The following is a 22,652-nucleotide window of genomic DNA, read 5'->3' on the forward strand; positions in this document are numbered from 1 at the left end:
TGGATTAATTTGAAAGAGAATGGTATTCAGGATTAAAATCCGTCAGCGATTCGAGGAACAGGATAATGTCTTCGCTCTCCTTTTCGGACAAGTTTAATGGTTTGGCGGATAGTGTTTGTTCTTCCACGGGCAGTGCTAACCCTCTGCCTCCGCCCTTGTTGTAAAAATCGACTACGCCTGCCAAAGATTTAAAGGAACCGTTGTGCATATACGGAGCTGTTTTGGCAGCGTTGCGTACAGTCGGCGTTTTGAAAGCTCCTTTGTAGAACGGGATCTTGTACAGATCGAAGCGGCCTAAATCGGGGTCGAGTAGCGGGCTCTTAAGATCATCCGTGGCTGTAACGCCCAGAACCTCAACCTCCGATAAGTCAAAAAGCGGAGGAAGCAGCGAGTTGAAAAACGGAGGGAAATGGCAGGTGCCACATTGCGCTTTGCCCATGAAGAGATTAAAGCCATTTACCTGCCGGTCTGTCAACGCAGTGTGCTGTCCATTGATATGCCGGTCAAAAGGCGAATTCATCGGGCCCAGCTGATCGACGAAAGCCGCAAGCGCCTCTGACACTTCCTTAATGCCCCAATCCCGCACATGCCTGCCGGGGAATGAAGCGTTAAAAAGCGATTTGTATTCATCCTTTTGGAACACTTTTTTGCTCAACTCCTCACTTCCATTCATTTCCAGTGGATTAAAAACCACATTGTGGATTTGATCTTCGAGATTCGCAGCACGGCCATCCCAAAACTGCGTGTGCTGCCGGCCTGCATATAAAAGGGTAGGGGTGTTCCTTTTCAGGACCGAGTCGCGGACGAGCGAAGGGCTTTTCTTTTGTAAATCGGCAAAGTAGTTCTGTGGTTGGTGGCAGGTGGCGCAGCTGGTAGAGGCGTTTCCCGACAGCGACTTATCGAAAAACAACGTCCTGCCCAAATCTGCCAGCGCCTTTCTTTGCACCGAATCGGTTCCGTTAATAGCCCAGCTTTTCAGCGCATTCTTGCTGTAAATATGCGGTGCCCCGTAGTTCAGATATTGTGTTGTATTGATCGCTAGCCCCAGCCTGGCAATGAATTTGTTCAGTTCTTCCTGCATCGGTAATGCAAACCGGGTGAGGAATTCCATTCTGTTGAATGAATCAAAATCCAGGTGGGTGTTTAAATAGTCTAGGGATGTACGCATTAAAGAATTAAGCTGTTTGCCTTGCTCCGGATCAGCCTTCAAATAAGGTTTCAGGATAGCCTGCAATGCTTCCGTCGCGTCCATGGTCTCTGCTATACCGGTTTTTAGCAATGGCGCATCATAACCGGAAATGTACAATGCAGCTATCCGGATCAATTCGAGGCGAACGCTTTCCAGAATCCGGGCGTCGTCAATTTCAAGGCCGTAAAGCAACGAGCGAATATCCCGGGCGGAAGTAAGCATTGCCTCGGATTGTACGAGCAGCGTACTTTTGTTGACCAGTACATCGTCGTCAAAAAGCAGCGTTTCGATCTGTTGCAAACCCATGGGCTCTATCAGCTCCAGTGTCGGCTCTTCAACTTCAAATTTAGGGGCCGCATTGTAAAAGCGCGTTTCGCTATGAAAAAAATAAGTGGTGAAAAATGAAATCCGCTTATAGCTGCGCCTGCATGCAACCAGCGCCTCGCGTGCCTGAGCGAGTGTTGAAAGCTCAGCATTCAATCCCTCGACCGCCGAGTACAATTTTTCATTAGCCACCACAAAATCATTAACCCCTTCCTTGAAATATACCAGTGTATGCGTAATCCCGATGGAAGAATCAACCGGAATACGAACGGTCGAGGCAGAAAAAATAAGGCTGGTTATCGCCAGGATCAGGGCTATTGATCTTTTCATACGCAAATCACGAGCAAACAGGGGCGCGGCCCATTACCCCATTTTTAAGAAAGTATTAACTCACCGGAAGGGAGGATTTACAGCCATTAAGCCGAATGCGGTTTGGCATAATGGCAGCTCGTCAGATATCCTCCTTCGTGCGATGCAGATATGCTTGCAAGGTAATTCCATTTAATGTGACTAGCAATCATGGTATAAGCCTTTCTCAAAGCTCCGGTCGGTACCGATTCCTTCTTTTATTTGCTCGTCATACAGAAAACCGTCCCCCACAATCTATTTCGACGACATCGCAGGTCAGCACCGTTTTGAGGACTTTAAGCAGATCCAGATATCAAATTTCCCTGTGATACAGGCCGACGAAACGACGCTGGCCACAATTCAGGATAATTTCCCGATGGCCTGACTACTAAAACCGGCAGTTAAAAACATTCCGTCTTCCGGGCACCCAAGCAATCAGCTAGATTTACCTCCCAGTTAATTTTTAATCCACAATCTATACCTGGCCATGATGCTTACCACCATTTTTCACTTATTGTTTTTAAATTTTACATTACTCGCAACGCCGTCCGGTGGAATTGAGCAGTTGTTAACCTTTCAGTTTATGGGGGAAAAATCCATCAATAAAGGCGACTGCGATGCAACCGGCTGTATCCGGCTGGAAGCCGATAAGCTGCTTATCCGCGGCAACCACTCGGGCAACCGTTACATCGAAATATATGTAGGTGCACCGGCTGGCATTGGCGAGTTCAAGATCTCGTCCGAAAACCGCATCGAGCTGTGCCGGGGCCGGGGCTATGAGAATAAGGTATTCGAGTCGGTATCATATACCTGCTACGGATGCAATGCCGCATACCCCGCCGGCAGTATCACCATTACCCGGTTCGACGGGCCCGGTGGCTATGTGGAAGGCAGCTTCAAGACCATGCTCGCCGAAAAGGGTGTTTGGAAAGAGCAGGTTCCGCTGGAAGGTACGTTCAAGGTTTATAGGGAGAGATGATCATAAAGCGAGCACTGGTTTGTTTCAAGGCAAATCAGTGCCGCTTTATTCAGCTGTCGGCAACGCCGGTCAAACTGGTGAAATGACATACAGATAACTATGGGGCTGCAACGTCCATAAAGGCACAAATCATGAGAGAAGGAAATCCAGTGGGATCAATGACACTGCGGAAGGCAACCTTGGGAGACTGTACAATGATGCAGAATTTATACATCGAGACAATTGACTACACTTGTGCCAGCGACTATGACCGCGACCAACGTAACGCGTGGAAGCGGGGCACAGAAAACCAGGAACGGTGGACGGCTGCAATCCAGACGCAGTATTTCATTGTCGCGGAAGTCGATGGGAACCTGGCCGGATTTGGTTCACTGGAAAACGGCTCCTATATCGATTTTATGTACACCAGCAAAAATTACCTTCGCCAGGGTGTTGCTCAAATTATTTACGGCCAACTGGAGGCAAGAGCTATCGAGCTCGGTTCAATGTCACTGACATCTGATGTAAGTAAAACAGCGCGGCCGTTCTTTGAGAAGCAAGGCTTCAGGGTTGTGTCAGAAAACACAAATTGGGTACACGATGTATGGATTACAAATTTCAAAATGCGAAAGGAATTGCATTAATGCGCTATTAGCCTTGCTGCTGTTGATTGTACAACGGCTCTGACTTCAATCTGACTTTACCAGTTTGTCCGCCCGACGTGTTATATTATTGTTATATGTTATCAGTATTTTATTGTTTTTTTTGGCTATTTCAATATTTTTGACAGGCCTAAATCAACATTGAATTGGATAAGAAACCACTACCTAATGAAGCAGATTTGCTGATTCGGGTGAGCTGCGGGGACGAAAATGCCTATAAGCAGCTGTACGACCATTATTCAACCACCATATACAGGGTAGCCTACCGATATCTTCAATCTGCCGACATGGCAGAGGATGTCGTGCAGGAGATTTTTCTTGCAATTTGGAATAAGCGTTCTGATTTTCGGGAAATCAGGGCTTTTCAGAGTTACCTGTTCTTCATGACAAAAAATCTTTGTTTGAAACATATTAAAGACCTGGCGAAGGAATTAACAGCGAATTCCGAATTTGCTGAAAGGGTGAACGTCGATGAACCCGATGCTACCGGCCATTATCAGGAACTTCTTGACAAAGCCCTTCAACAGCTTCCACCTCAGCAGAAACGCGCTTTTGAACTTGCGAAGATTCAGGGGCTGAGCCATGAAATGGTTGCAGGAATTCTGAACCTGTCGGCAAGTACCGTAAATAACCACATCACAGCTGCGCTTAAATCCATCAAATTACGCCTGCAACAATACACGATCGGGTTAGTGTATTTGATTTCATTGCTCCTTCAATAATTTTTGGAGAAAAAAAACCTCAGCCACTAGTTACCATTTTCCTTTTTATTCTCTTATACATAAACCGGGTTGTTGAAGCCGGTCTGTTAACATTGGATTGGCGGGCGAGCCAGCGAAAAATTCATGAATAGATTCGAGACTTTACTCAACCGTTACCTGAATCAGACTGCTTCAAAAAGCGAGACAGCTGAACTATTCCGGCTTATCGGCACCGGGGAATATGATGATATAATAGGATATGACATATTACAAGCCATTCACAATGAGATGGTTTTGCCTGCTTCCGAGGAAGAGAAAAATCGGATGGATAGCATCTATGATGAAAAGCTAAGGAGTAGGATCGGCGTGGAGAATGTTGGGAAAGTGAGGGTATTACATATGAAAAGCTGGCTCGCTGCGGCGGCGGTTGTTGCCGGTGTTACATTCGGATCCTGGTGGTTTTTGAACGGACGTTCCAGTAATGAATCTGTAAGCATTGAGCGTAAAGTGAGCAGTGCTCCGGCGGCTGATATGCATCTTGCGAAGTTCACCGACAAGCAATGGATACACCTACCTGATGGGAGTACGGTGCTGCTGAACAATGGCGGTGAATTGACTTACAGTCAGGATAATTTTGGAAAAGACGGGCGTGAGGTTACACTTTCCGGGGAAGGCTTTTTCGATGTAAAACATGATCCGGCCAGGCCATTTGTGGTGCATACGGGAAAGATCAAAACAACGGTTCTTGGGACCGCTTTCAATATTGCCACCTCTGCGGGTAAGCAGCAAGTGCGGGTAACGGTGACAAGAGGGAAGGTGAAAGTAGGGGATCAGAGCAGAACATACGATGTGATAACGCCTGATCAGCAGATCGTTGTCAACACATCTACCAACGATTTTACGAAAGAAAATGTGAATGCAAGGCTCATTGCAGGATGGAAAGACCGATTCGTCATTCTGGACAACACGACGATGCGGGAGGCCATCTCTATCATAAGTGAAAGGTTTAATGTGAAGATGGCATTAACCAATCAAAAGCTGGAAGAGTGCCATGTCAGCGCCTCTTTTCTAAACGGCGAAGATTTGGAACATATTCTCAAAGTGCTTGCAGCAGTAAATCAAATATCCTACACCTTCCAGGCCGACGGGTCGGTCACATTGGATGGAGGAACATCATGCCAGTAAATATCAGAAGGAATATATTTTATGATGACGTATATTAATGATAGTTAGCCTTGTTTAACGCCAGTCCGTTCCGGACTGGAAAGCAAAAAATCCACCCGGATTGCGGCCGGATGGATCGGAGTGCTTGTAAAATCATGTTCCAATCTTAAAAGCAATGCAAAGTATGAATTTTTTTGTTACTGAACCCAAGGGTTTGGGAAAGGGAGGGTTGTACGCTCTTTTTCACAACCGTAATCTGCAATTCATAATGCGGGCGAGTTTTTGTTATGTGTTTCTGCTTTTGATGAGCATAGGGCTGCTGCTGGCTAAGCCGGCTAGCAGTCAAAAGCTTGAAGACATACGTGTTACGTTAGAACTGCGCAACGAGAAGCTCAAATCGCTGTTTCAAAAAATTGAAGAACAAACCCAGCTGAATTTCGCTTACAACGAGTATGACATCAGTTCCTACAAATCGGTGAGCTTGCCCAGGGGAAGCTATAAAGTGAGTGAGGCGCTGGACCTTACGTTGAAAGGAATGCCGTTCGCCTATAAGCAACTGGATAAAAGTGTCATCATTTACCGCATTCCACCCAAACAGGAAAGCGGTTCACTTGAAAGCCCGGCGGGGCAGACGCAGGTTCATGCCTTCAGAATTTCGGGCAAGGTCACATCCGCTTCTGGCAGCGCAATTCCGGGCGTCAATATCGTATTGAAGGGCACCAACATCGGCACTCCCACCGACGTCGAAGGGAATTATGCCCTGGATCTGCCCGAGGCATCCGGCACCCTCGTGTTTTCTTACATCGGCTATGTCTCGCAGGAAATAGCGGTTCAGGCGCAGTCGGTTTTGAATGTGGTATTACAGGAAAACAAACAGGTTTTGGACGAAGTGGTCGTGGTGGGATATGGGACGCAAAAGAAAGGAAGCATGACGGGCGCGGTGGGTACCATTAAGAAGGAAAACCTGGTCAGAAGGCCGGTTTCTAATATCCAACAGGCTTTACAGGGACAGCTGCCGGGCCTTACTATCGTGGACAACGGTGGCGCGCCGGGGAAATCTAACACGACCGTCCGGGTACGGGGAATTACAACATTAAGCGACAATAATCCTTTGGTGATTGTGGACGGCATTGAGCAGCGACTGGCAGATATCAATCCCAATGACATTGAGTCGGTGTCTGTTCTGAAAGATGCCTCGTCGGCAGCGATTTATGGCTCCCGGGCAGCGAACGGCGTCATTCTGGTGACCACCGTGCAAGGCAGGTCGGGGAAGTTGGCGGTCAATTACCATGGATATTACGCCTTGCAGCAGGCGAATAACAAACCGGAGCACATGGGTCTGGAGGCCTTCATGCGTATGCTGAACGTGGGGGCTGTCAATGCAGGAGTGGCACCCAAGTATACCGAAGAGTATATCCAGGAATATGTAAATGCGACCGACAGGCTCAAATATCCGCTGCCTAACACGTGGTTTAATACACTTTACAGCGTCGCGCCTCAGCAAAATCATTCACTATCAATTAGCGGGGGAAGTGAAGGCGTGAAGTCACGGCTGAGTTTGCGTCACCAGAACCAGGACGCCATCGTCCCCAATTCGGGGTCGAAAATCAGTGAGATAAGGCTGAATACGGATTTTAAGTTGTCTTCCAAAATCACATTGAATACAGACCTAAACTACCGCTACACCTACTTCACATCGCTGGTCAATGACAACAACCGCTACGAGAATATTTACAACCGCATGTTCCATTCGAGCCAATGGGCCGTTCCGAAATATCCGGATGGGACTTACGGACTAAGCGCGCAGGGCCATAATCCCTTGATGTATGCGGAGATTGCAGGCGTTTCCAAAACCAATGACGATTATATTATCGGTAATTTCAAAGGGAACTGGGCCATTACGAAGGATTTGATGTTTTCCACCCAGTTTGCAGCACGGTTTAACAACACAATGACCAAATCTTTCGCCAACAAATATGAGGTGCGGGATTACTATAATAAGGATATCGTCAAGAAAAATGTCCTGATGAATTCCCTGACCGAGGACAGGATCTTTTCGCGTGAGATCACGATTAATAATCTGCTGACCTATTCCAAAGTGTTTGGCGGCCATGAATTCAGCGTTTTAGGGGGTTATTCGCAGATTAGTAATGAGGGAAACAATGTCAATGCATTTCGTCAGAACTTTTATAACAACGACATTCAGTCACTCAGTCAGGGCGCCAACGACAATACCAAAAACAATGGCGGGGCTGACTATCAATGGGGCCTGCGTTCATTTTTCGGCCGGATCAATTACGCGTATCAGAACAAATACCTTTTAGAAGTCAACAGCCGGTATGACGGCTCGTCACGTTTCATGCAAAACAGGCGATATGGCTATTTTCCGTCGATGTCACTGGGGTGGCGCGCTTCCAACGAAAAGTTTTGGGAGAAGCTTGGGGCTTATGTAAATGATTTCAAACTGAGAGGCTCGTGGGGCAAAAACGGTAATCAGGCCGTCGCGCTTTACAGTTACTTCCCGACGTTGAGCCTTGTCAATTACACCTTTGACGGCACGCCGGCATCCGGTTATGCCCAGCTCAACCTCGCCGATCCCGATCTGACCTGGGAAACAACTACCCAGACCAATGTCGGTTTGGATGCGCAGCTATTTAGCAATAAGGTTTCACTTACCATAGATTATTACAGAAAGCGCACCGACAACATTCTTCTGGTGCTCCCCGTTCCTGGAACGCTGGGCTTGAATCCATCGGCAAGGAATGCAGGAGTGGTCGATAATAACGGCTGGGAATTCTCGGTGGGGGTTCAAAACAAATGGGGGCAGTTCGCATTGGATGTGAATGCCAATCTGAATATCAACAAGAATAAAGTGGTGAGCCTTGCAGGAACAGGTCCTTATATCAGTGCAGATGAAACCGACCCCATTTTTATCATCGGTGAAGGTTACCCCATTAACTCGCATTGGGGATATGAAACCGACGGATTGTTTCAAACAGCAGATGAAATAGCCAAATACCCCACCCTTGTAGCGGGTACCAAACCGGGAGATGTCAAATATGTTGATTCCAATGGAGATGGCATCATTAACCCCAGCGACCGGAAGTATCTGGGAAACAGTTTTCCAAAATACACGTTCGGGACCTCTATTAACCTTTCTTACAAAAGCCTTTCTCTGGACATCTTGTTTCAGGGAGCTGCCCAGGTAAAAACGCGGCTGGCCGGTGCATTGGCTGAAATGGGGAATAATGAAGGCTTTACCCACGCCATTTACACCGATAACTACTGGACGCCCGAGCATCGCGATGCGCGCTTTCCGCGCCCATTGAAGTCGGATCTCAGAAACCTTTCGTCCTCCGACCGAATGATGATCGACGGATCTTACCTACGGATGAAAAACATTCAGCTTGTTTATCAATTGCCTTCGAAACTGACCGAGAAGGCTTTCATCCAGCGAATGAACGTCTACGTGTCCGGAACGAACCTCCTGACTTTTTCCAAACTGAATGAATGGAACCTTGACCCCGAAACGGTGTCGGGAAGGGGAGCGGTTTATCCGCAAACCTCGCTCTACACTTTAGGCGTCAATCTTTCTTTTTAATGTGAAAACCGAAAACTTCAAAAAGGTCATGTATACATTCTTACGAAATATCATTGCAATTACGCTACTGACAGCCGCGTCAGGCTGTGACAGGGAGCTGTTGGAAACCATACCCAATGACCGTTTGCCGGTCGAGCTGTTCTGGAAAACGGAGCAGGATGCTACCATGGCAGCCAATGCGATCTACACTTACCTGGAAGGCCCCGGCATTTTTAGCTGGGACGGAATGACTGACATCGGGCATACAAACCAGAGTTTTGCCACCGAGGCGCTGATCGAAAAAGGACAGACCGACGCATTGAATGCGAAAATACTGTCGGAATGGACCAATGCCTACAAAGGGATCCGGGCTGCAAACAGTTTTTTCAGCAATATTGATAAGGTGCAAAGTGCCGACCCGAAGAAAATTAGTCTGCTGAAAGGCGAAGTAAAGTTTTTAAGGGCATACCTGTATTTGAAACTGGCCAGTTTGTACGGCGATGTTCCGCTGATCACCGATGAAATTTCTTTGGAAGAAAGCCGACAGGTTAAACGCGCTCCGGTGGAAGCGATTTGGGATTTTGTTACCTCAGAACTGACCGAATCTGCTGGCTTGCTGGCATCTGCTCCGCAGCAGAAAGGACGTATCACCAAGGGGGCCGCGTTGGGTCTGAAAGCCAGGGCGTTGTTGTATGCAGGGCGTTACGAAGGCTCAGCCGCAGCGGCCAGGGAAGTGATGGATCTAAAAGTTTATAGCTTATATCCTTCCTACGAAAAATTGTTTACTTATGAAGCTGAGAACAACCAGGAAGTAATTCTTGACAAACAGTTTATTAAGGATAATTATAACAATAATGTGTTTGCAACTATGGCTCCTTACAGCCAGCAGGCTAGTACCAATTCATTTGTACCAACCAAAAACCTTGTCGATGCATATGCAATGAACAATGGGAAGGACATTACAGATCCGGAAAGTGCTTTTGATCCTAAAAGCCCCTATTCGAACAGGGATCCGCGGCTTAGATACTCCGTTTTTGTAACGGGGGAAAAGCTGCCGGATGGGAAGATTTATAATCCCAATCCTGGCAGCGGCACAGCTGATGCAGTGGGTTACAGTTATATAACCTCAACCACAGGCTTCACTTTGAAGAAGTATATTAACCCCCAGGACCTGGCGCAGCCTGCTAATTGCGGGATCAATATCGTGTTGATGCGCTATGCAGAGATATTGTTGACTTACGCTGAGGCGAAGATCGAGCTGAACCAATTGGATCAAAGTGTGCTGGACGCAATTAACCTGGTTCGTCAAAGAGGCGACGTCAACATGCCTCCAATGAAAGATTTGGCTTCCCAGCAGATCATGCGGCAAATCGTGCGGAAAGAACGATTGGTCGAGTTGGCCTTCGAGGGTTTCCGCTTCTTCGATTTACGCCGGTGGCGCATGGCAGAAGAGGTACTTCCCGGCAAGGTATACGGTATGACCTATGTCGACAATGGAAGCCTGAAAACCATTGAAGCACCTGCCTTTGAAAGGGCTTTCAATAAGAATAGGGATTATCTCTGGCCAATTCCCCAGAAAGAGCGTGACCTGAACCCTGCATTGACACAAAATCCGAACTGGTAATCTGAAACATATGCATATCATTCAAATTAGCCTGATTGCGTTTTTTTTGCTTTTGGCCAACCGGCAGGTAATCGCTGCAGGTTCGGTGGTGGATCAACGGATTCACCACCTGCGGGCAGGTGCGGAGCGTGAATGGGATAGTTTCACCGGAACACCGCAAAAGCAGCTCACTATCACTTTTGACGCAAAAGAATATTCATCCGAGACAACGCTTAGCCTCAGGCAGCAGGACGTGAAGGCCCGGTGGGTTGTAAACCTGAACGGCCACGAACTTGGAAAGCTGGATCAGGATGAAAATGCGCGGGTGCGGTATTTATCTGTTCCGCCGAATGCTTTGAAGGCAACCGGCAACATTCTCACCATTCAATGCATCGATTTATCCGGAAAAGCGGAGCTGTTGCCGGATGATATTCTGGTCGGTGACATTCAGTTGCTCGATCGCCCGGAGCAGCGGCTACTGGAAGAAGTGCAGGTTAACGTGAGCGTTTTGGATAAAGGACTTAACCATCCGGTTCCTTCAAGGATTACCATTACTACATTACAAATGGCACTGCAACCTGTTCGGGTGACACCAGGGCAGCCATTGGCGGTACGGACAGGGTGTATTTATACTGGGAACGGAAAGGCATCATTCTCCTTACCCGAGGGAAAATACAAACTGTATGCAAGCCGTGGATTTGAGTACAGCGTGGATTCCCTATTGCTGGAAGTTAAAAAGGACAAACCTGTAAACTATCAATTCATCCTCAGCAAAGAAGTGCCTACGCAAGGATGGGTATCTTCGGATACCCACATTCATACCTTCACGAACTCGGGCCATGGAGACGCGACGGTGGAGGAGCGGTTGCTGAGCATTGCCGGCGAAGGCATCGATCTGCCTGTGTTTACGGATCATAATATGGTATACGATGCCAAGCCATTGATTCGAAAAATGGGGCTGGACACGGTGTTTACTCCAATCACCGGCAACGAGTTTACCACCAAGGTGGGCCATTTTAATGTTTTTCCCCTGGCAGACGATGCTAAGACGGCGGATCATCAGGTGAAAGACTGGACATCGGTCTCCAAAGCTTTGGGCAGCAATAAACAGGTGATCGTCTTAAATCATGGCCGCAATATTTTCTACAATTTCCAGCCATTTGGCCCATCACGGCACATTTCGATAGCCGGACAGGATCTGGATGGCTGGCAATTGCCAGCGAATGCAATGGAGGTGATGAATTCGAGTGCGCAGCAAAGGGACATTATGCAGTTGTACAGGGACTGGTTTGGCCTGCTCAACAGAGGGCATTTCCTGACGCCAATCGGTTCGAGTGATTCCCATGATGTAATGCGGTATCTGGTGGGGCAGGGGAGAACCTATATCCGGTGCGAGGATAGCAAAACCGGAAAAATCGACGTTGGTGAAGCGACCGATCAACTTTTGGCCGGCCGGGTAATGGTAAGCTTCGGGCTCCTGGCCGAAATCAAGGTGAATGGGAAATACGGCCCGGGCGACATTGCGCCGTTATCAGGCAAAGATTTGAAAATTTCCGCCCGGGTGCTGGCGCCTTCCTGGATCAAAGCGGACCGGATTACATTGTATGCCAACGGAAAAAAGATACGTGAAGCCCGCATTAACCAAAATGGAAAGAATGGTGTGAAATGGGAGGGAAGCTGGACGGTGCCAGCCGGCTCCCAGGACACGTATTTCGTAGCCATCGCGGAAGGGCCCGATCCATCCCACCCATTCTGGATCATCCCGAAACCCTATTCACGTGTTTCCAGTGTGTGGAACCCTCAGGTGATAGGTTCTTCCGGTGCTGTGTGGGTAGATGCCGATGGCGATTCAAGGAAAACGAGCGCGTATGACTACGCGAATAAATTGTATAAACATGCGAACGGGAGTATTAAAGAGCTTTGCAAAGAACTCGAATCCTTCGATGAGTCGGTTGGGGTGCAGATTGCTTCCATTCTCCATGCCCACAGCAGGTTAACAGAGGTGATTTCTTCGGACACATTTAAGCATGCACCGCAATCGGTCAAAAGTGGGTTCGAACTTTTTGTTAAGTCCCTGGAAGAGACCAAACGGGCGGGGACGAATAAGTGATGGTATTCTTTGCACAGCTGCTCTGAAATGGCTGCTACAAAAGAAAGCGTTTATTGGCGCCATACCGGGTACTTTTGCGCCTCAGGCCGTTCACTGCCTGCGAATTGCACCCGAGCAGAGAGACTATGTAAGATATCAGCAAACCTTTGATAGCGTTGGTAACCACTAACTTTAATCCCCTTACCATCTATTGTAAAGGTCAGGGTAGGTGATTCTGTGATATTGTTTATCCTGATTTTTTGCTGGTCTTCATAAAGGGATTGACGGCATGCTCTGCTATCGAAGTCTTGTCCGAAACGATGCAGATCAAATATTCCACGGTTGTTTTTGCTTACTTGCCGGGCGATCTGCACCAGCACGTCTAGCTTCGAAATATCCTGGTGCTCGACCATACATGCTTTCCTGAGTTCTGCCAGGTAAAGATCAGCAGTCCATTGGGACTGTAGTGATGCTGCTTTCACCGCCAGGCAGGCCATATCACGCGGAACCTTCGCAGTTCTGGCAGTTTCGTGACCCAAAGCGGGAAGTTGGGGAACGCCTGTCATGCAAATCTGAAGGCTTACAAACTCTTTAAAATTTGTTAGAAGTTCTTCCCAGGTTCGCTGCATAGCCCAACTGGCTGCGCACTGTGGATAGGTATAGTAAACCACCTTAACCTTATCGCAATGAGAGTTTTGTAAATCCATGTCCGTCCTGTTTAGTTGAAAAATCCAGAGGATTAAAAGTCAGGTGAGCCCGGTGCAGGGCAGGACGATCAGCGCCAGTGAAGCAAGGCCATAAATGCTACAAAAACCGCGCCGTTATCTGTCAAATATTGAACTTTGCCGAAATACCCTGTAATAGGTGCACCGGATCACCATGGGTCGCGTAAATGGGGATCAAATGTGACCCGGTTTCTGATTGGCGTCCAGCGGTTTGACCACCAGCGGGTAGCCGAGCTCGGCTACTGCCTGCAAAACCTCTTCTTCACTGCTCACGGTCATGCCGGCCGGAACAAGCATTCCTGCCCCGCCGAGTAATTCTTTCAAGCGCCCTATGCTCGACGACGTGACCTTTCCAAGTCCCGTCTTTTACCCTTTCAAAAAAGCCGCCGGCATGGCCTTCTGAGCAATAATGGCTTTGAAGGCTTGGCATTGCCAACTTTAATCTGTGGTAGAATCCCTCGATCCTGTTGGTTGGCATCTCTTCAAGCTCCTCAAGGTCCAACTTCATGACTACCAACCTGTTCTTGCGAACCGACCCTATATTAGGGCCACGCATGTAACGGATATCAATGATTTTCATAACGTTTGCAAAAACTTAAATAATTATGGATGATCACTAACTTGAAAATCGGATGGAGGCGGGTATGAATAAATGTGCCAGCAGATTTGGACCTGTCAAGTGGCGGCTCTTACTCAGGAAAGCAATAGTTTTTATATTTTTCGTAGAAAATATTGCGCAATGCCATTGAAGTAGTAGAAAAGTCGGTGATGGCTTTGGAAAACAATCCATTGTTCAACGCAGGCAAAGGCTCGGTTTTCACCTCGGAAGGTACACATGAAGCCGATGCAGCCATCATGTGTGGCAAAACACTGACAGCCGGAGCGGTAGCGGCCGTGACCAATATACGTAACCCGATATTCCTGGCCAGTGATCCATGAAATGCATTATAAAGTCAATAGCTGGCAGCAGATTTTGTGCTCACCACAATCATCAGTCTGGTGATCGGGACAGCAATTTTTCAGGCGAGGCGGTTTAAATGAGAGATCACGTTTCTTCCAAACTCGTCAATAAAGTAAGACTGGTTCAGGTTTACATTGTGGAGGTAAAGCTGCGATACGCCCGCCTCGATGTCTTTGGACAACCACTCCACATGCTGCTCCGCACTGTCGGAGATCCTGACACCCGACGCCATATCCTCGGGCCTTACTACGGTTCCGGCTGCATCGAAACCCACCGGAGATCGAATATCAGATAGGAGCGATGACGCAAATACGTTGTTTCGCCATTGCTGGTGAGCCCCCTGTGTAGCTTTTTCCAGGGTCGTATCGTACGACAATTGTACTTTAAGGTAAACTGGTTTGCCCTCCCCGCCTCCTGACCGGAATGCGTCGATCATTCTTTTCAATTCCACCTGCGGCCGCGATGTGGTGATCATCGCGTCGGCCCAGCCACCGACCCACCGCGCCGTTTGCTCCGTGAGCGCAGCGCCTACGATGTCAGGCATGTAGCCGGGCAGTGTGTATAACTTCGCGTCATAAACCTGCACCAGACCGTCGTGCGTCACCGTTTCTCCTGCCCATAATGCGCGCATGATATCGACGCATTCTTTAAGCCTTCGGTTGCGATCGCCTTTGGCTGGCCACCTTTCTGCGGTGATGTGCTCGTTCAGAAATTGTCCGCTGCCCACCGCGATCCAGAACCGCTGCGGAAACATTTCGCACAGCGTGGCGACTGCCTGCGCGATAATAGCGGGGTGATAGCGCTGGCCGGGTGCATTGACGATTCCGTAATGCAGGTCCGTTGCCTGCATAGCCGCTCCAAGCCAACTCCACGCGAAGCCGCTTTCACCCTGCGTTTCACTCCACGGAAAGAAATGGTCGGAGCTGAGCGCACTTGTAAAACCCGCCTGCTGGGCCTGCCTGACATATGTCGTCAGCTCACTTGGTTTGAACTGCTCGTGAGAAGCGTGGTAACCTATATGGATCTTGGTCATATTGTTGTCTGTTTCAATTCATTGGTGATCGTTGAGGCAGCCAGGTCGGCCGCCAGCAGAACTATTTGCTCCGGCGTACCTTCAAACACATCTCTCACCGCCAGCGAGCCACCCCTTATCAGTATATGAATGAAGATTGTGCCAACCGGCTTTTGTGGCGTTTCACTTCCACCGGGCGTGGTAAGCCCCGTCACCGCTACCTGAACGTCCGACTTAATCAGGTCTTTCAGGCGATTGGCCAGTTCTTTTGTAACCTCCGCCGATTCGGGGGTAAATTCTTCGATTAAGTAGGGACTAATGCCCAGAACATCTTTTTTTACTTCTGCGTCATAGCAGACGAGCCCGCCTTTCAAGATGCTGCCCGAATATTCCGTTAACGAAAACTCGGCGGCCAGCCGCCCGGCAGTAACACTTTCTGCAAAAGCAATGGTCAGCCCTTGTTCTTTCAGGATCTGACCGCAATGATTAATTAATTCTGATGGCATGGTGGTGGTTGGTTACAATACAAGCTTTCTTTTTCTGGCAACGTCAGTCCCGATGACGTAGCCCAATCCGGCGATGGCTACCAGCGCGGCGCCGATTGCGATCCTCTCAGGCAAGCCGAGCGTCTTGGGTGGCAGCGATACAACTCCGTACTCGTTGGTGATGGCTGGCTCGCGCACGTACCTGCCACGCGCCGGCACAGCTTTGCGATCAAAATCAGAAGCTAGCCTCCTTAAGTCCTGTTGCATCTGTTGTCCCTGCATAGGTTTTCCATGGCCGGTCGCGACCACCTCGGGTTGCAATGAAGCTAATGTCTCTACCGAACGTTTCGCAAGTTGCCAGTCACAGGTAAAGTATTTAGGCGGGCCGGATAAAACCCTCGTCTGGGTCAGTGTGGAGAAGGCCGATTCCTGTTTTGTGGTAACAAATGCGTCGCCAACAATCATTACCTTATCTTCTTCACGCCACAAGCTGATATGGCCGGGTGAATGGCCGGGTGTATGGATGTAGCGCCACTGCGGAAGTGGTGGGATTTCACCGCTGAAAGGCAGGGATTTAACTTCTCCGGTCAGGTTATTGGGTTCAATTGGGTAAAGGTCGGCCATGGCGGACATTAAGCCACCGCCCACGGACGAGTCGGCTGGCGGGTATGCCGATTTGCCCGTCAGGTACGGCATTTCCAGGTGGTGCGTGTAGACCGGTATTTCCCAGTCGCTAAGGAGATCTTCCAAAGAACCGGTATGGTCAAAATGCCCGTGGGTTAGCACGATTGCCAGCGGGGCAACGCCTTCACCAAAAAGCATTGCTGCCACCTCTTTTATTTTCTTGTAAGCGCTTTTGAGACCCGCATCAACGAGTACCCATCCCTCCGCAGTGGACACAAAATATACATTCACGAAGATGTCCTTCATTCCCCAGACACCGTCGGCGACCTGGAAATAGCTTTCCTGGTTGGTTTTACTCGTTTCCATCATTTTCCGGATCAGTTAGTTTTCGTCAATTCGACCGCCTGCCCTATAAAATTGTGCCACCAAAAACCAACCCGGGTTTGTTGCTGACCCGCAAAGCGCATCGCCGGGGGCTGTTTGCTCAATATCCGTGGCAAGAATTTCCGCCCAAAGGCTCAGAGCGGCAAATGACAGTTAGGCGATAAGACGGACTTAACTCCGGAACATCGGGGCCTTGACGATAAGGTCTCGCACGTCTCGACTGCGATCAAAAATGGAAAGTTAGGCGGGGACCGACAGGGCGACGGTCATACGAAGCGATAGAGATGGGTTTTCAAAACTTAAATTCGTCGACCGGTTGGCGTTCACTAAAATCGCGGTGCATTGTACCCCATTCGGCCATAGCGTCAAGCATAGGTCGCATGGTGTTACCAAGTTCGGTGATCTCGTATTCTACCCGCGGTGGAACTTCGGCGTATACAACCCGGCGGACAATGCCATCCTGCTCAAGTTCACGCAACTGAGCGACCAGCATTCTTTCGGAAATACCTTCGATGGATTTTCTTAATTCACTGTAGCGCATTGTGCCGCAGACCAGCCGGCACAAAATAGCAGGTTTCCATCTGCCGCCCATTACCCGCAATGATACGGCCATACCGCAAGTGTCGATAATACGCTTCTCATTTATAGCGTTGGTGGATGTCTCTTTTCTCATTTCTTACCTTTTTGTTAGTACCTGCTATTTCGTTACTTACTTGCAAATATATAGGCGCCGAACCTAAGTTGCTCACATAATTCAGCAATAGATACTATAAAATGAAAAAGTTAGGAACAAAGTTGCCCTGGTAACTGGGGGAAGCCGTGGTATACGCCTCAATGGTATGCCGTTTAGCCATTGGTGGGGCCTGGGAAATCTGTACCCGGCCAGTGAGCAGTTGTACCGGTGAGCCGTTACTTTTTGTAAAAGGAACTCACAAGCTGATTAAATGTTTTTACTAGCGACATTCTTACAGTTTATAAATCGACATGGCAGACAAACTTGTTCAAGATATACCATTTTCCATTCTTGATCTCGCGCCGATCACAGAGGGAAATAATGCAGCCACCACATTCAGGAATAGTCTCCGGCTTGCGCAGCGCGTTGAAGAACTGGGCTATAAACGGTACTGGCTCGCCGAACACCACAATATGGAAAGTGTCGCCAGCTCGGCCACCTCGGTACTGATCGGCTACATTGCGGGCGGCACAAATACAATCCGTGTCGGCAGCGGCGGCATCATGTTGCCAAATCATGCGCCGCTGGTAGTTGCCGAGCAGTTCGGCACCCTTGCGTCACTTTACCCGGGCCGCATCGACCTGGGACTTGGGCGTGCCCCCGGAACAGATCAGGTTACCGCCCGCGCGCTCAGGCGTAACTACATGGAATCCGCCCAGGATTTTCCCGATGATGTGATGGCGTTGCAAACCTATTTTTCAGCAGAAAATGGAAGCTCCAAGGTACGCGCTATCCCCGGAGAAGGGCTCGACATACCGATCTGGATTTTAGGTTCGAGTACCGACAGTGCCCGACTGGCTGCCCATCTGGGGTTACCCTATGCTTTTGCAAGCCACTTTGCACCCACACATTTCCTGACCGCCATAGAACTTTACCGCCAGAATTTCAGACCATCGAAATATCTTGACCAGCCTTATGTAATGGCTTGTGTAAATGTGATCGCCGCCGATACTAACGAGGAGGCCGAGCGGCTTGCAACCTCTTTCTTCCAGCTGGCTACCGGAATTATTACTGGCAGACGCCGGGCTTTGCAGCCACCGGTAGAAAACATGGACGGACTTTGGGGAGAATATGAGGAGGCGGCAGTGAGACAAATGATGAAGTACACATTTATCGGTGACGGAAAGACAATCAGCAGGGATCTGGCCTATTTTCAACAACGTACACAGCTCGACGAGTTGATGGTTACCAGTCACATCTACGATCCTGAGGCACGTATTCACAGCTACGAAGTCCTGAAAGGCGTTCAGCGTGAAAGTACGGTCACGTCATAACGTGGAAATTAAAATGGTAAATGAGAAGGTTGAAGAATACGGAATTTTAAAAAGAGCCTTGAATGTATACAAAAAGTGCATGAATATCGGCAAATACCTTCGCTGAGCTTTGCGGAACGGGTAATCATGGTCATTCGGACCGTTTATCACTCCCGCTTTGTGTATGCAGTTATTTTTAGAATGGAAAAGTTATTGGATCATATGTTTGCTTTCGCTAACCCTGTTTTCACAGGGAAGAGCCCAGCGCGTCTTCGTCAATAGGATCGAAGGGCTGAACAGAAGCTATCTTTTTTATTCCAACACGACAAACTATGATCTGAACAGCAACAAACCGGTTGTAATAGTCTTACATGAAAACGGCCAAAGCGCCAGGGAGGCATTCGCGAAGGCTCCGTGGAAGTCGGTCAGAGAGCCTGCTATATTCATTTTCCCGAATGCACTCAAAGGCCAATGGGATTGCAGCAACGACAGTTCCTCTGCGAACGATATACAGTTCATTCAATCTATTATCACCGACACCTACGCCAATTTTCACAGCGACAGGAACAGGGTTTATGTGCTTGGCAGTGGGAAAAATGAGTGTTTGGTAGACAGGTTCAGATCGGGAAACCCGAAAACACCCCTGACGTTCTCGCCATGGACGGCGGGCCGCACCGACTCACTGGCGGCGCTGGGCCATGTAGCCGATGTCCTCAAAACGCGTGGCCAGGCAGATACCACCTACGCGCTCTGGATAGACCCGTCACTTCCCAGAAAACTGGATCCGATCGATTCATTGAAAGGCTACCGGCTGCACAACAGGCTGGTGATCGACGTCCGGTATGGCGGAGTTGCCATGATGGGTTCGGTCAGGACCTGGAAAACAGATGGTACCTACACTGACTTCTTCAAGGCGCACTCATTTATCGATATACACCTTACCAAATGGATGAACGACTCCATTGCGTGGTTCCTGGACATCGGGCGGCTAAAAGTGCCGATGACCCAGGAGATGACCGAAAGCGGCGTAATCCGGAGCGGGGGCGGGATGATCATGCCACTGACATTGGGCTTTAAGTATGCGCTGCCACGAATGATCGGCAACCCCTATTTCCTGCTGGGTTCAGGCTTTATCCAGGCCATGGCATTTGGCGGGCGTATGAATCCCGGCGCTATGAGTTCGGGCACTCGCCCCAACTTCGATGCCGAAATGCGGATGGTGTTCCATACGACCATCGGTACGGGTATCGATCTCCGTCTCGCCAAGCGGTTTATGGTCGGGGCACATCTTCGATACATTCATTCGGCTCAGTTCAAGAGCGCCGCCAAAGTCGACGCCATCCGCGGTTTTAACCTCAATTTCGGTTTGGGGTATATCCTGAATGCCAACAGCCTGAAAAAATTACCGTTCCCACTTACTTCTGTAAAATGACTTTTAATACTTCCTTCCGGCCCGGCATTCAAATACTACTACTGCTTCTTCTTGCGAGCCTCGCGGCCCATGGGCAAAACAGGTTCACCATCAGCGGCACAATCAAGGATCTTTCGAATGGGGAGACGCTGATCGGGGCCACCATTTTTGTGATCGAGAATAAAGCCAGTGGCGCGGTCACTAATGCCTATGGCTTCTATTCGATCACCCTTCCGCAGGGGAATTATCACATTGAGTACAGCTATATGGGTTTTGAAAGGATAGTGAAGCAAGTCGACCTGCGTGGTAACATGGCGCTGGACATTGCATTGCCGCCCTTATCGAAAGTGCTGGAAGAGGTGAAGATCGTCGATGAAAGCCGCAGTTCCGGTGCAAAGAACCTGGAAATGAGTGTCAATAAGCTTGATATCAAGACGATCCAGAAGCTGCCGGCATTAATGGGAGAGGTGGATGTGATCAAAAGCCTGCAATTCCTGCCAGGCGTGAGCCAGGTAGGGGAGGGTTCATCTGGATTTAATGTCAGGGGCGGCAGCGTAGGGCAGAACCTGGTGCTGCTCGATGAGGCGCCGGTTTACAATTCGTCGCATATGCTGGGTTTTTTCTCGGTTTTCAATCCCGATGCGGTCAAAGATGTCAAACTGTACAAAGGGGCGATCCCTTCGGAATTTGGTGGACGCGTCAGCTCCGTACTCGATGTGCGGCTCAAAGAAGGGAACAATAAAAAGACCGAAGTGGATGGCGGGATCGGGTTTATTTTCAGCAGACTGGCCGTTCAGGGGCCATTGATCGAGGATAAGGCTTCGTACCTGATCGCGGTGCGCAGGTCGTATGTGGATGCATTGTCCACGCTCTTAACGAGCAATAATTTCGGATTGAATTTTTATGATGTCACCGTCAAAACGAACTACACCCTTAACCAGAAAAACAGGTTGTATTTGTCGGGCTTTCTGGGAAGGGACAACTTCGGCTTGTCCGATGACGCGAAGTTCAACTGGGGAAACAAGTCGGCTACGCTGAGGTGGAACTCGGTCATCAACAGCAAATGGTTTTCCAATGTCTCCGCCGTTTTCAGCAATTATAATTACAACCTGGGCTTTAACGAGGACGAAAACAATCAATACGACTGGCGATCATCGATCACTAATTATGTCTTAAAACCTGATTTTAGCTATTTTACCGGCAGGAATTCTGAGCTAAAATTCGGGCTTGAAAGTTCTTACTATCAATTCAATCCTTCGACGACCATCGGAACGACCAACGGCGAGACGGTCGACAGCAGTCAGCCAAAGAAATACGCGCTTGAAATGGCGGGATACATTAGCCACAAAGTCGCGTTGAGCTCCCGTCTGGAATTACAGTATGGACTCCGCTTTTCATACTTCAATTACCTGGGCCCCGGTACGGCCTATACCTACAACGACACCATTCCCGGCAGAAAGCGCACGGCTATTGCCGAGCAGCATTATGGCAGTGGTGAGTCCATAGCTTCATACAGCAATCCCGAGCCCCGCATTTCAACCAAATACCAGCTCGACGACCGGACATCGATTAAAGCGAGTTTCAGCCGGACGGCGCAGTACGTGCATTTCATTTCCAATACCAGCGCTTCCAACCCCCTGAACATCTGGACGCCGACAACGAACAATATCAAGCCGGCAGTCGGAAACCAGTACACCCTCGGTTATTTCACCGATCTGGGGCGCGACGCGAATTACGAATTTTCCGCAGAGACGTTTTACCGTAATACGTCCAACGAGATCGATTACATCAACGGGGCCGAACTGCTCAATAATGACCGGCTGGAAGGGGACCTGCTCAGCGGGAAAGGACGGGCTTATGGGCTCGAATTGTACCTGCAAAAGAAAAAGGGGCTGATCACCGGGTGGGTCAGTTACACCCTCAGCCGTTCGGAGCTGAAAGTTGATGGTATCAACAAAGGCAGCTGGTACCCCACACGGTTCGATCAAACCCACAACCTGAAAGTGGTCGGTTCTTACACGATCAACGAAAAATGGTCTACCACGGCGGATTTCGCATACATGACCGGGACACCGACAACGTATCCCAACCAACGGTACCTTTCCCAGGGAGTTTTAATACCCTATAATACCAACAATACCCGTAACGATGCCAGGCTAAGCGCTTATCACCGGCTCGATCTGGCACTGCGCATGGAGGGGCGGACCGTCCGTAACAATGGTAGGCCGAGGAAGAACAAGAGCTATTGGGTGTTCTCTGTTTACAATGTCTATGGCCGCAGGAATGCCTTTTCGACCTATTTCAGCCAGTCATCCGACCGGGTAACGGCCCTGCAACCGATTCAAACGCAAGCCCACCGGGTCTCGATCATCGGATCGATGGTGCCGTCGGCGTCATATAACTTCAAATTTTAAGTGACAATATGCATTTACCCATCAATACCCGA

The 22,652-nt window shown here is 49.1% G+C and carries 19 protein-coding genes; 11 read left to right on the top strand and 8 right to left on the bottom strand.

The window, feature by feature from the left end:
- Positions 1–4: 4 nt before the first annotated feature.
- Complete coding sequence (locus LZD49_RS20150) at positions 5–1,843, bottom strand: cytochrome-c peroxidase (protein ID WP_234669378.1); 1,839 nt, start codon at positions 1,841–1,843, stop codon at positions 5–7.
- 601 nt (positions 1,844–2,444) lie between these two features.
- Here LZD49_RS20150 and LZD49_RS20155 point away from each other — a divergent pair.
- The 7 genes from LZD49_RS20155 to LZD49_RS20185 all read left to right on the top strand — a co-directional run bounded on the left by LZD49_RS20155 (position 2,445) and on the right by LZD49_RS20185 (position 12,639).
- Entirely contained in the window at positions 2,445–2,840 is a 396-nt protein-coding gene (locus tag LZD49_RS20155; protein ID WP_234669379.1) for a hypothetical protein, read from the top strand.
- A gap of 194 nt (positions 2,841–3,034) precedes the next feature.
- Complete coding sequence (locus LZD49_RS20160) at positions 3,035–3,463, top strand: GNAT family N-acetyltransferase (RefSeq protein WP_234669380.1); 429 nt, start codon at positions 3,035–3,037, stop codon at positions 3,461–3,463.
- A 164-nt stretch (positions 3,464–3,627) separates the two neighbouring features.
- The gene (locus tag LZD49_RS20165; protein WP_234669381.1) at positions 3,628–4,203 is read left to right on the top strand and encodes an RNA polymerase sigma factor; all 576 of its coding nucleotides are present in this window, start codon (positions 3,628–3,630) and stop codon (positions 4,201–4,203) included.
- A 123-nt stretch (positions 4,204–4,326) separates the two neighbouring features.
- Positions 4,327–5,367, top strand: a complete 1,041-nt coding sequence (locus tag LZD49_RS20170; RefSeq protein WP_234669382.1) for a FecR family protein — start codon at positions 4,327–4,329, stop codon at positions 5,365–5,367.
- A 163-nt stretch (positions 5,368–5,530) separates the two neighbouring features.
- Positions 5,531–8,947: a TonB-dependent receptor gene (locus tag LZD49_RS20175; RefSeq protein ID WP_234669383.1), complete on the top strand. Its 3,417-nt coding sequence runs from the start codon at positions 5,531–5,533 to the stop codon at positions 8,945–8,947.
- A 28-nt stretch (positions 8,948–8,975) separates the two neighbouring features.
- The gene (locus tag LZD49_RS20180; RefSeq protein WP_234669384.1) at positions 8,976–10,550 is read left to right on the top strand and encodes a RagB/SusD family nutrient uptake outer membrane protein; all 1,575 of its coding nucleotides are present in this window, start codon (positions 8,976–8,978) and stop codon (positions 10,548–10,550) included.
- 10 nt (positions 10,551–10,560) lie between these two features.
- Positions 10,561–12,639 carry a CehA/McbA family metallohydrolase gene (locus LZD49_RS20185; protein WP_234669385.1) on the top strand — a complete coding sequence of 693 codons (2,079 nt, stop codon included), beginning with the start codon at positions 10,561–10,563 and terminating at the stop codon, positions 12,637–12,639.
- 50 nt (positions 12,640–12,689) lie between these two features.
- Here LZD49_RS20185 and LZD49_RS20190 read toward each other — a convergent pair whose 3' ends face one another.
- The 3 genes from LZD49_RS20190 to LZD49_RS20200 form a co-directional block, all read right to left on the bottom strand.
- Entirely contained in the window at positions 12,690–13,325 is a 636-nt protein-coding gene (locus LZD49_RS20190) for a DsbA family protein (RefSeq protein ID WP_234669386.1), read from the bottom strand.
- Positions 13,326–13,517: 192 nt separating this feature from the next.
- Positions 13,518–13,667, bottom strand: a complete 150-nt coding sequence (locus tag LZD49_RS20195; protein ID WP_234669722.1) for a hypothetical protein — start codon at positions 13,665–13,667, stop codon at positions 13,518–13,520.
- Positions 13,606–13,923, bottom strand: coding sequence for a cyanophycin synthetase family protein (locus LZD49_RS20200; RefSeq protein WP_310590495.1), 318 nt, complete (start codon positions 13,921–13,923; stop codon positions 13,606–13,608). Before LZD49_RS20200 ends, LZD49_RS20195 begins: the two co-directional genes overlap by 62 nt.
- Positions 13,924–14,075: 152 nt before the next feature.
- On the opposite strand from LZD49_RS20200, the gene LZD49_RS20205 reads away from it, so the two are divergent.
- Positions 14,076–14,282, top strand: a complete 207-nt coding sequence (locus LZD49_RS20205; RefSeq protein WP_310590496.1) for an isoaspartyl peptidase/L-asparaginase — start codon at positions 14,076–14,078, stop codon at positions 14,280–14,282.
- Positions 14,283–14,362: 80 nt separating this feature from the next.
- Here the strand turns inward: LZD49_RS20205 and LZD49_RS20210 are convergent, their stop codons facing one another.
- From LZD49_RS20210 to LZD49_RS20225, 4 genes are all read right to left on the bottom strand, one after another.
- Positions 14,363–15,337: a TIGR03885 family FMN-dependent LLM class oxidoreductase gene (locus tag LZD49_RS20210; RefSeq protein WP_234669387.1), complete on the bottom strand. Its 975-nt coding sequence runs from the start codon at positions 15,335–15,337 to the stop codon at positions 14,363–14,365.
- Entirely contained in the window at positions 15,334–15,822 is a 489-nt protein-coding gene (locus LZD49_RS20215) for a CinA family protein (protein ID WP_234669388.1), read from the bottom strand. The genes LZD49_RS20210 and LZD49_RS20215 overlap by 4 nt, the downstream gene beginning before the upstream one ends.
- Positions 15,823–15,834: 12 nt before the next feature.
- A complete protein-coding gene (locus LZD49_RS20220) occupies positions 15,835–16,794 on the bottom strand; it encodes an MBL fold metallo-hydrolase (RefSeq protein ID WP_234669389.1) in 960 nt (319 codons plus the stop codon).
- A 307-nt stretch (positions 16,795–17,101) separates the two neighbouring features.
- A complete protein-coding gene (locus LZD49_RS20225; RefSeq protein WP_234669390.1) occupies positions 17,102–17,482 on the bottom strand; it encodes a helix-turn-helix domain-containing protein in 381 nt (126 codons plus the stop codon).
- Positions 17,483–17,793: 311 nt separating this feature from the next.
- On the opposite strand from LZD49_RS20225, the gene LZD49_RS20230 reads away from it, so the two are divergent.
- The 3 genes from LZD49_RS20230 (at position 17,794) to LZD49_RS20240 (ending at position 22,620) form a co-directional block, all read left to right on the top strand.
- On the top strand, positions 17,794–18,816 hold the full coding sequence (locus LZD49_RS20230) for an LLM class flavin-dependent oxidoreductase (protein WP_234669391.1): 1,023 nt from the start codon (positions 17,794–17,796) through the stop codon (positions 18,814–18,816).
- Between the two features lie 163 nt (positions 18,817–18,979).
- Positions 18,980–20,227 carry a hypothetical protein gene (locus LZD49_RS20235; protein WP_234669392.1) on the top strand — a complete coding sequence of 416 codons (1,248 nt, stop codon included), beginning with the start codon at positions 18,980–18,982 and terminating at the stop codon, positions 20,225–20,227.
- Positions 20,224–22,620, top strand: a complete 2,397-nt coding sequence (locus tag LZD49_RS20240; RefSeq protein ID WP_234669393.1) for a TonB-dependent receptor — start codon at positions 20,224–20,226, stop codon at positions 22,618–22,620. The genes LZD49_RS20235 and LZD49_RS20240 overlap by 4 nt, the downstream gene beginning before the upstream one ends.
- Positions 22,621–22,652 lie beyond the last annotated feature (32 nt).

Source organism: Dyadobacter sp. CY261 (genome assembly GCF_021440085.1).
GTDB lineage: Bacteria > Bacteroidota > Bacteroidia > Cytophagales > Spirosomataceae > Dyadobacter.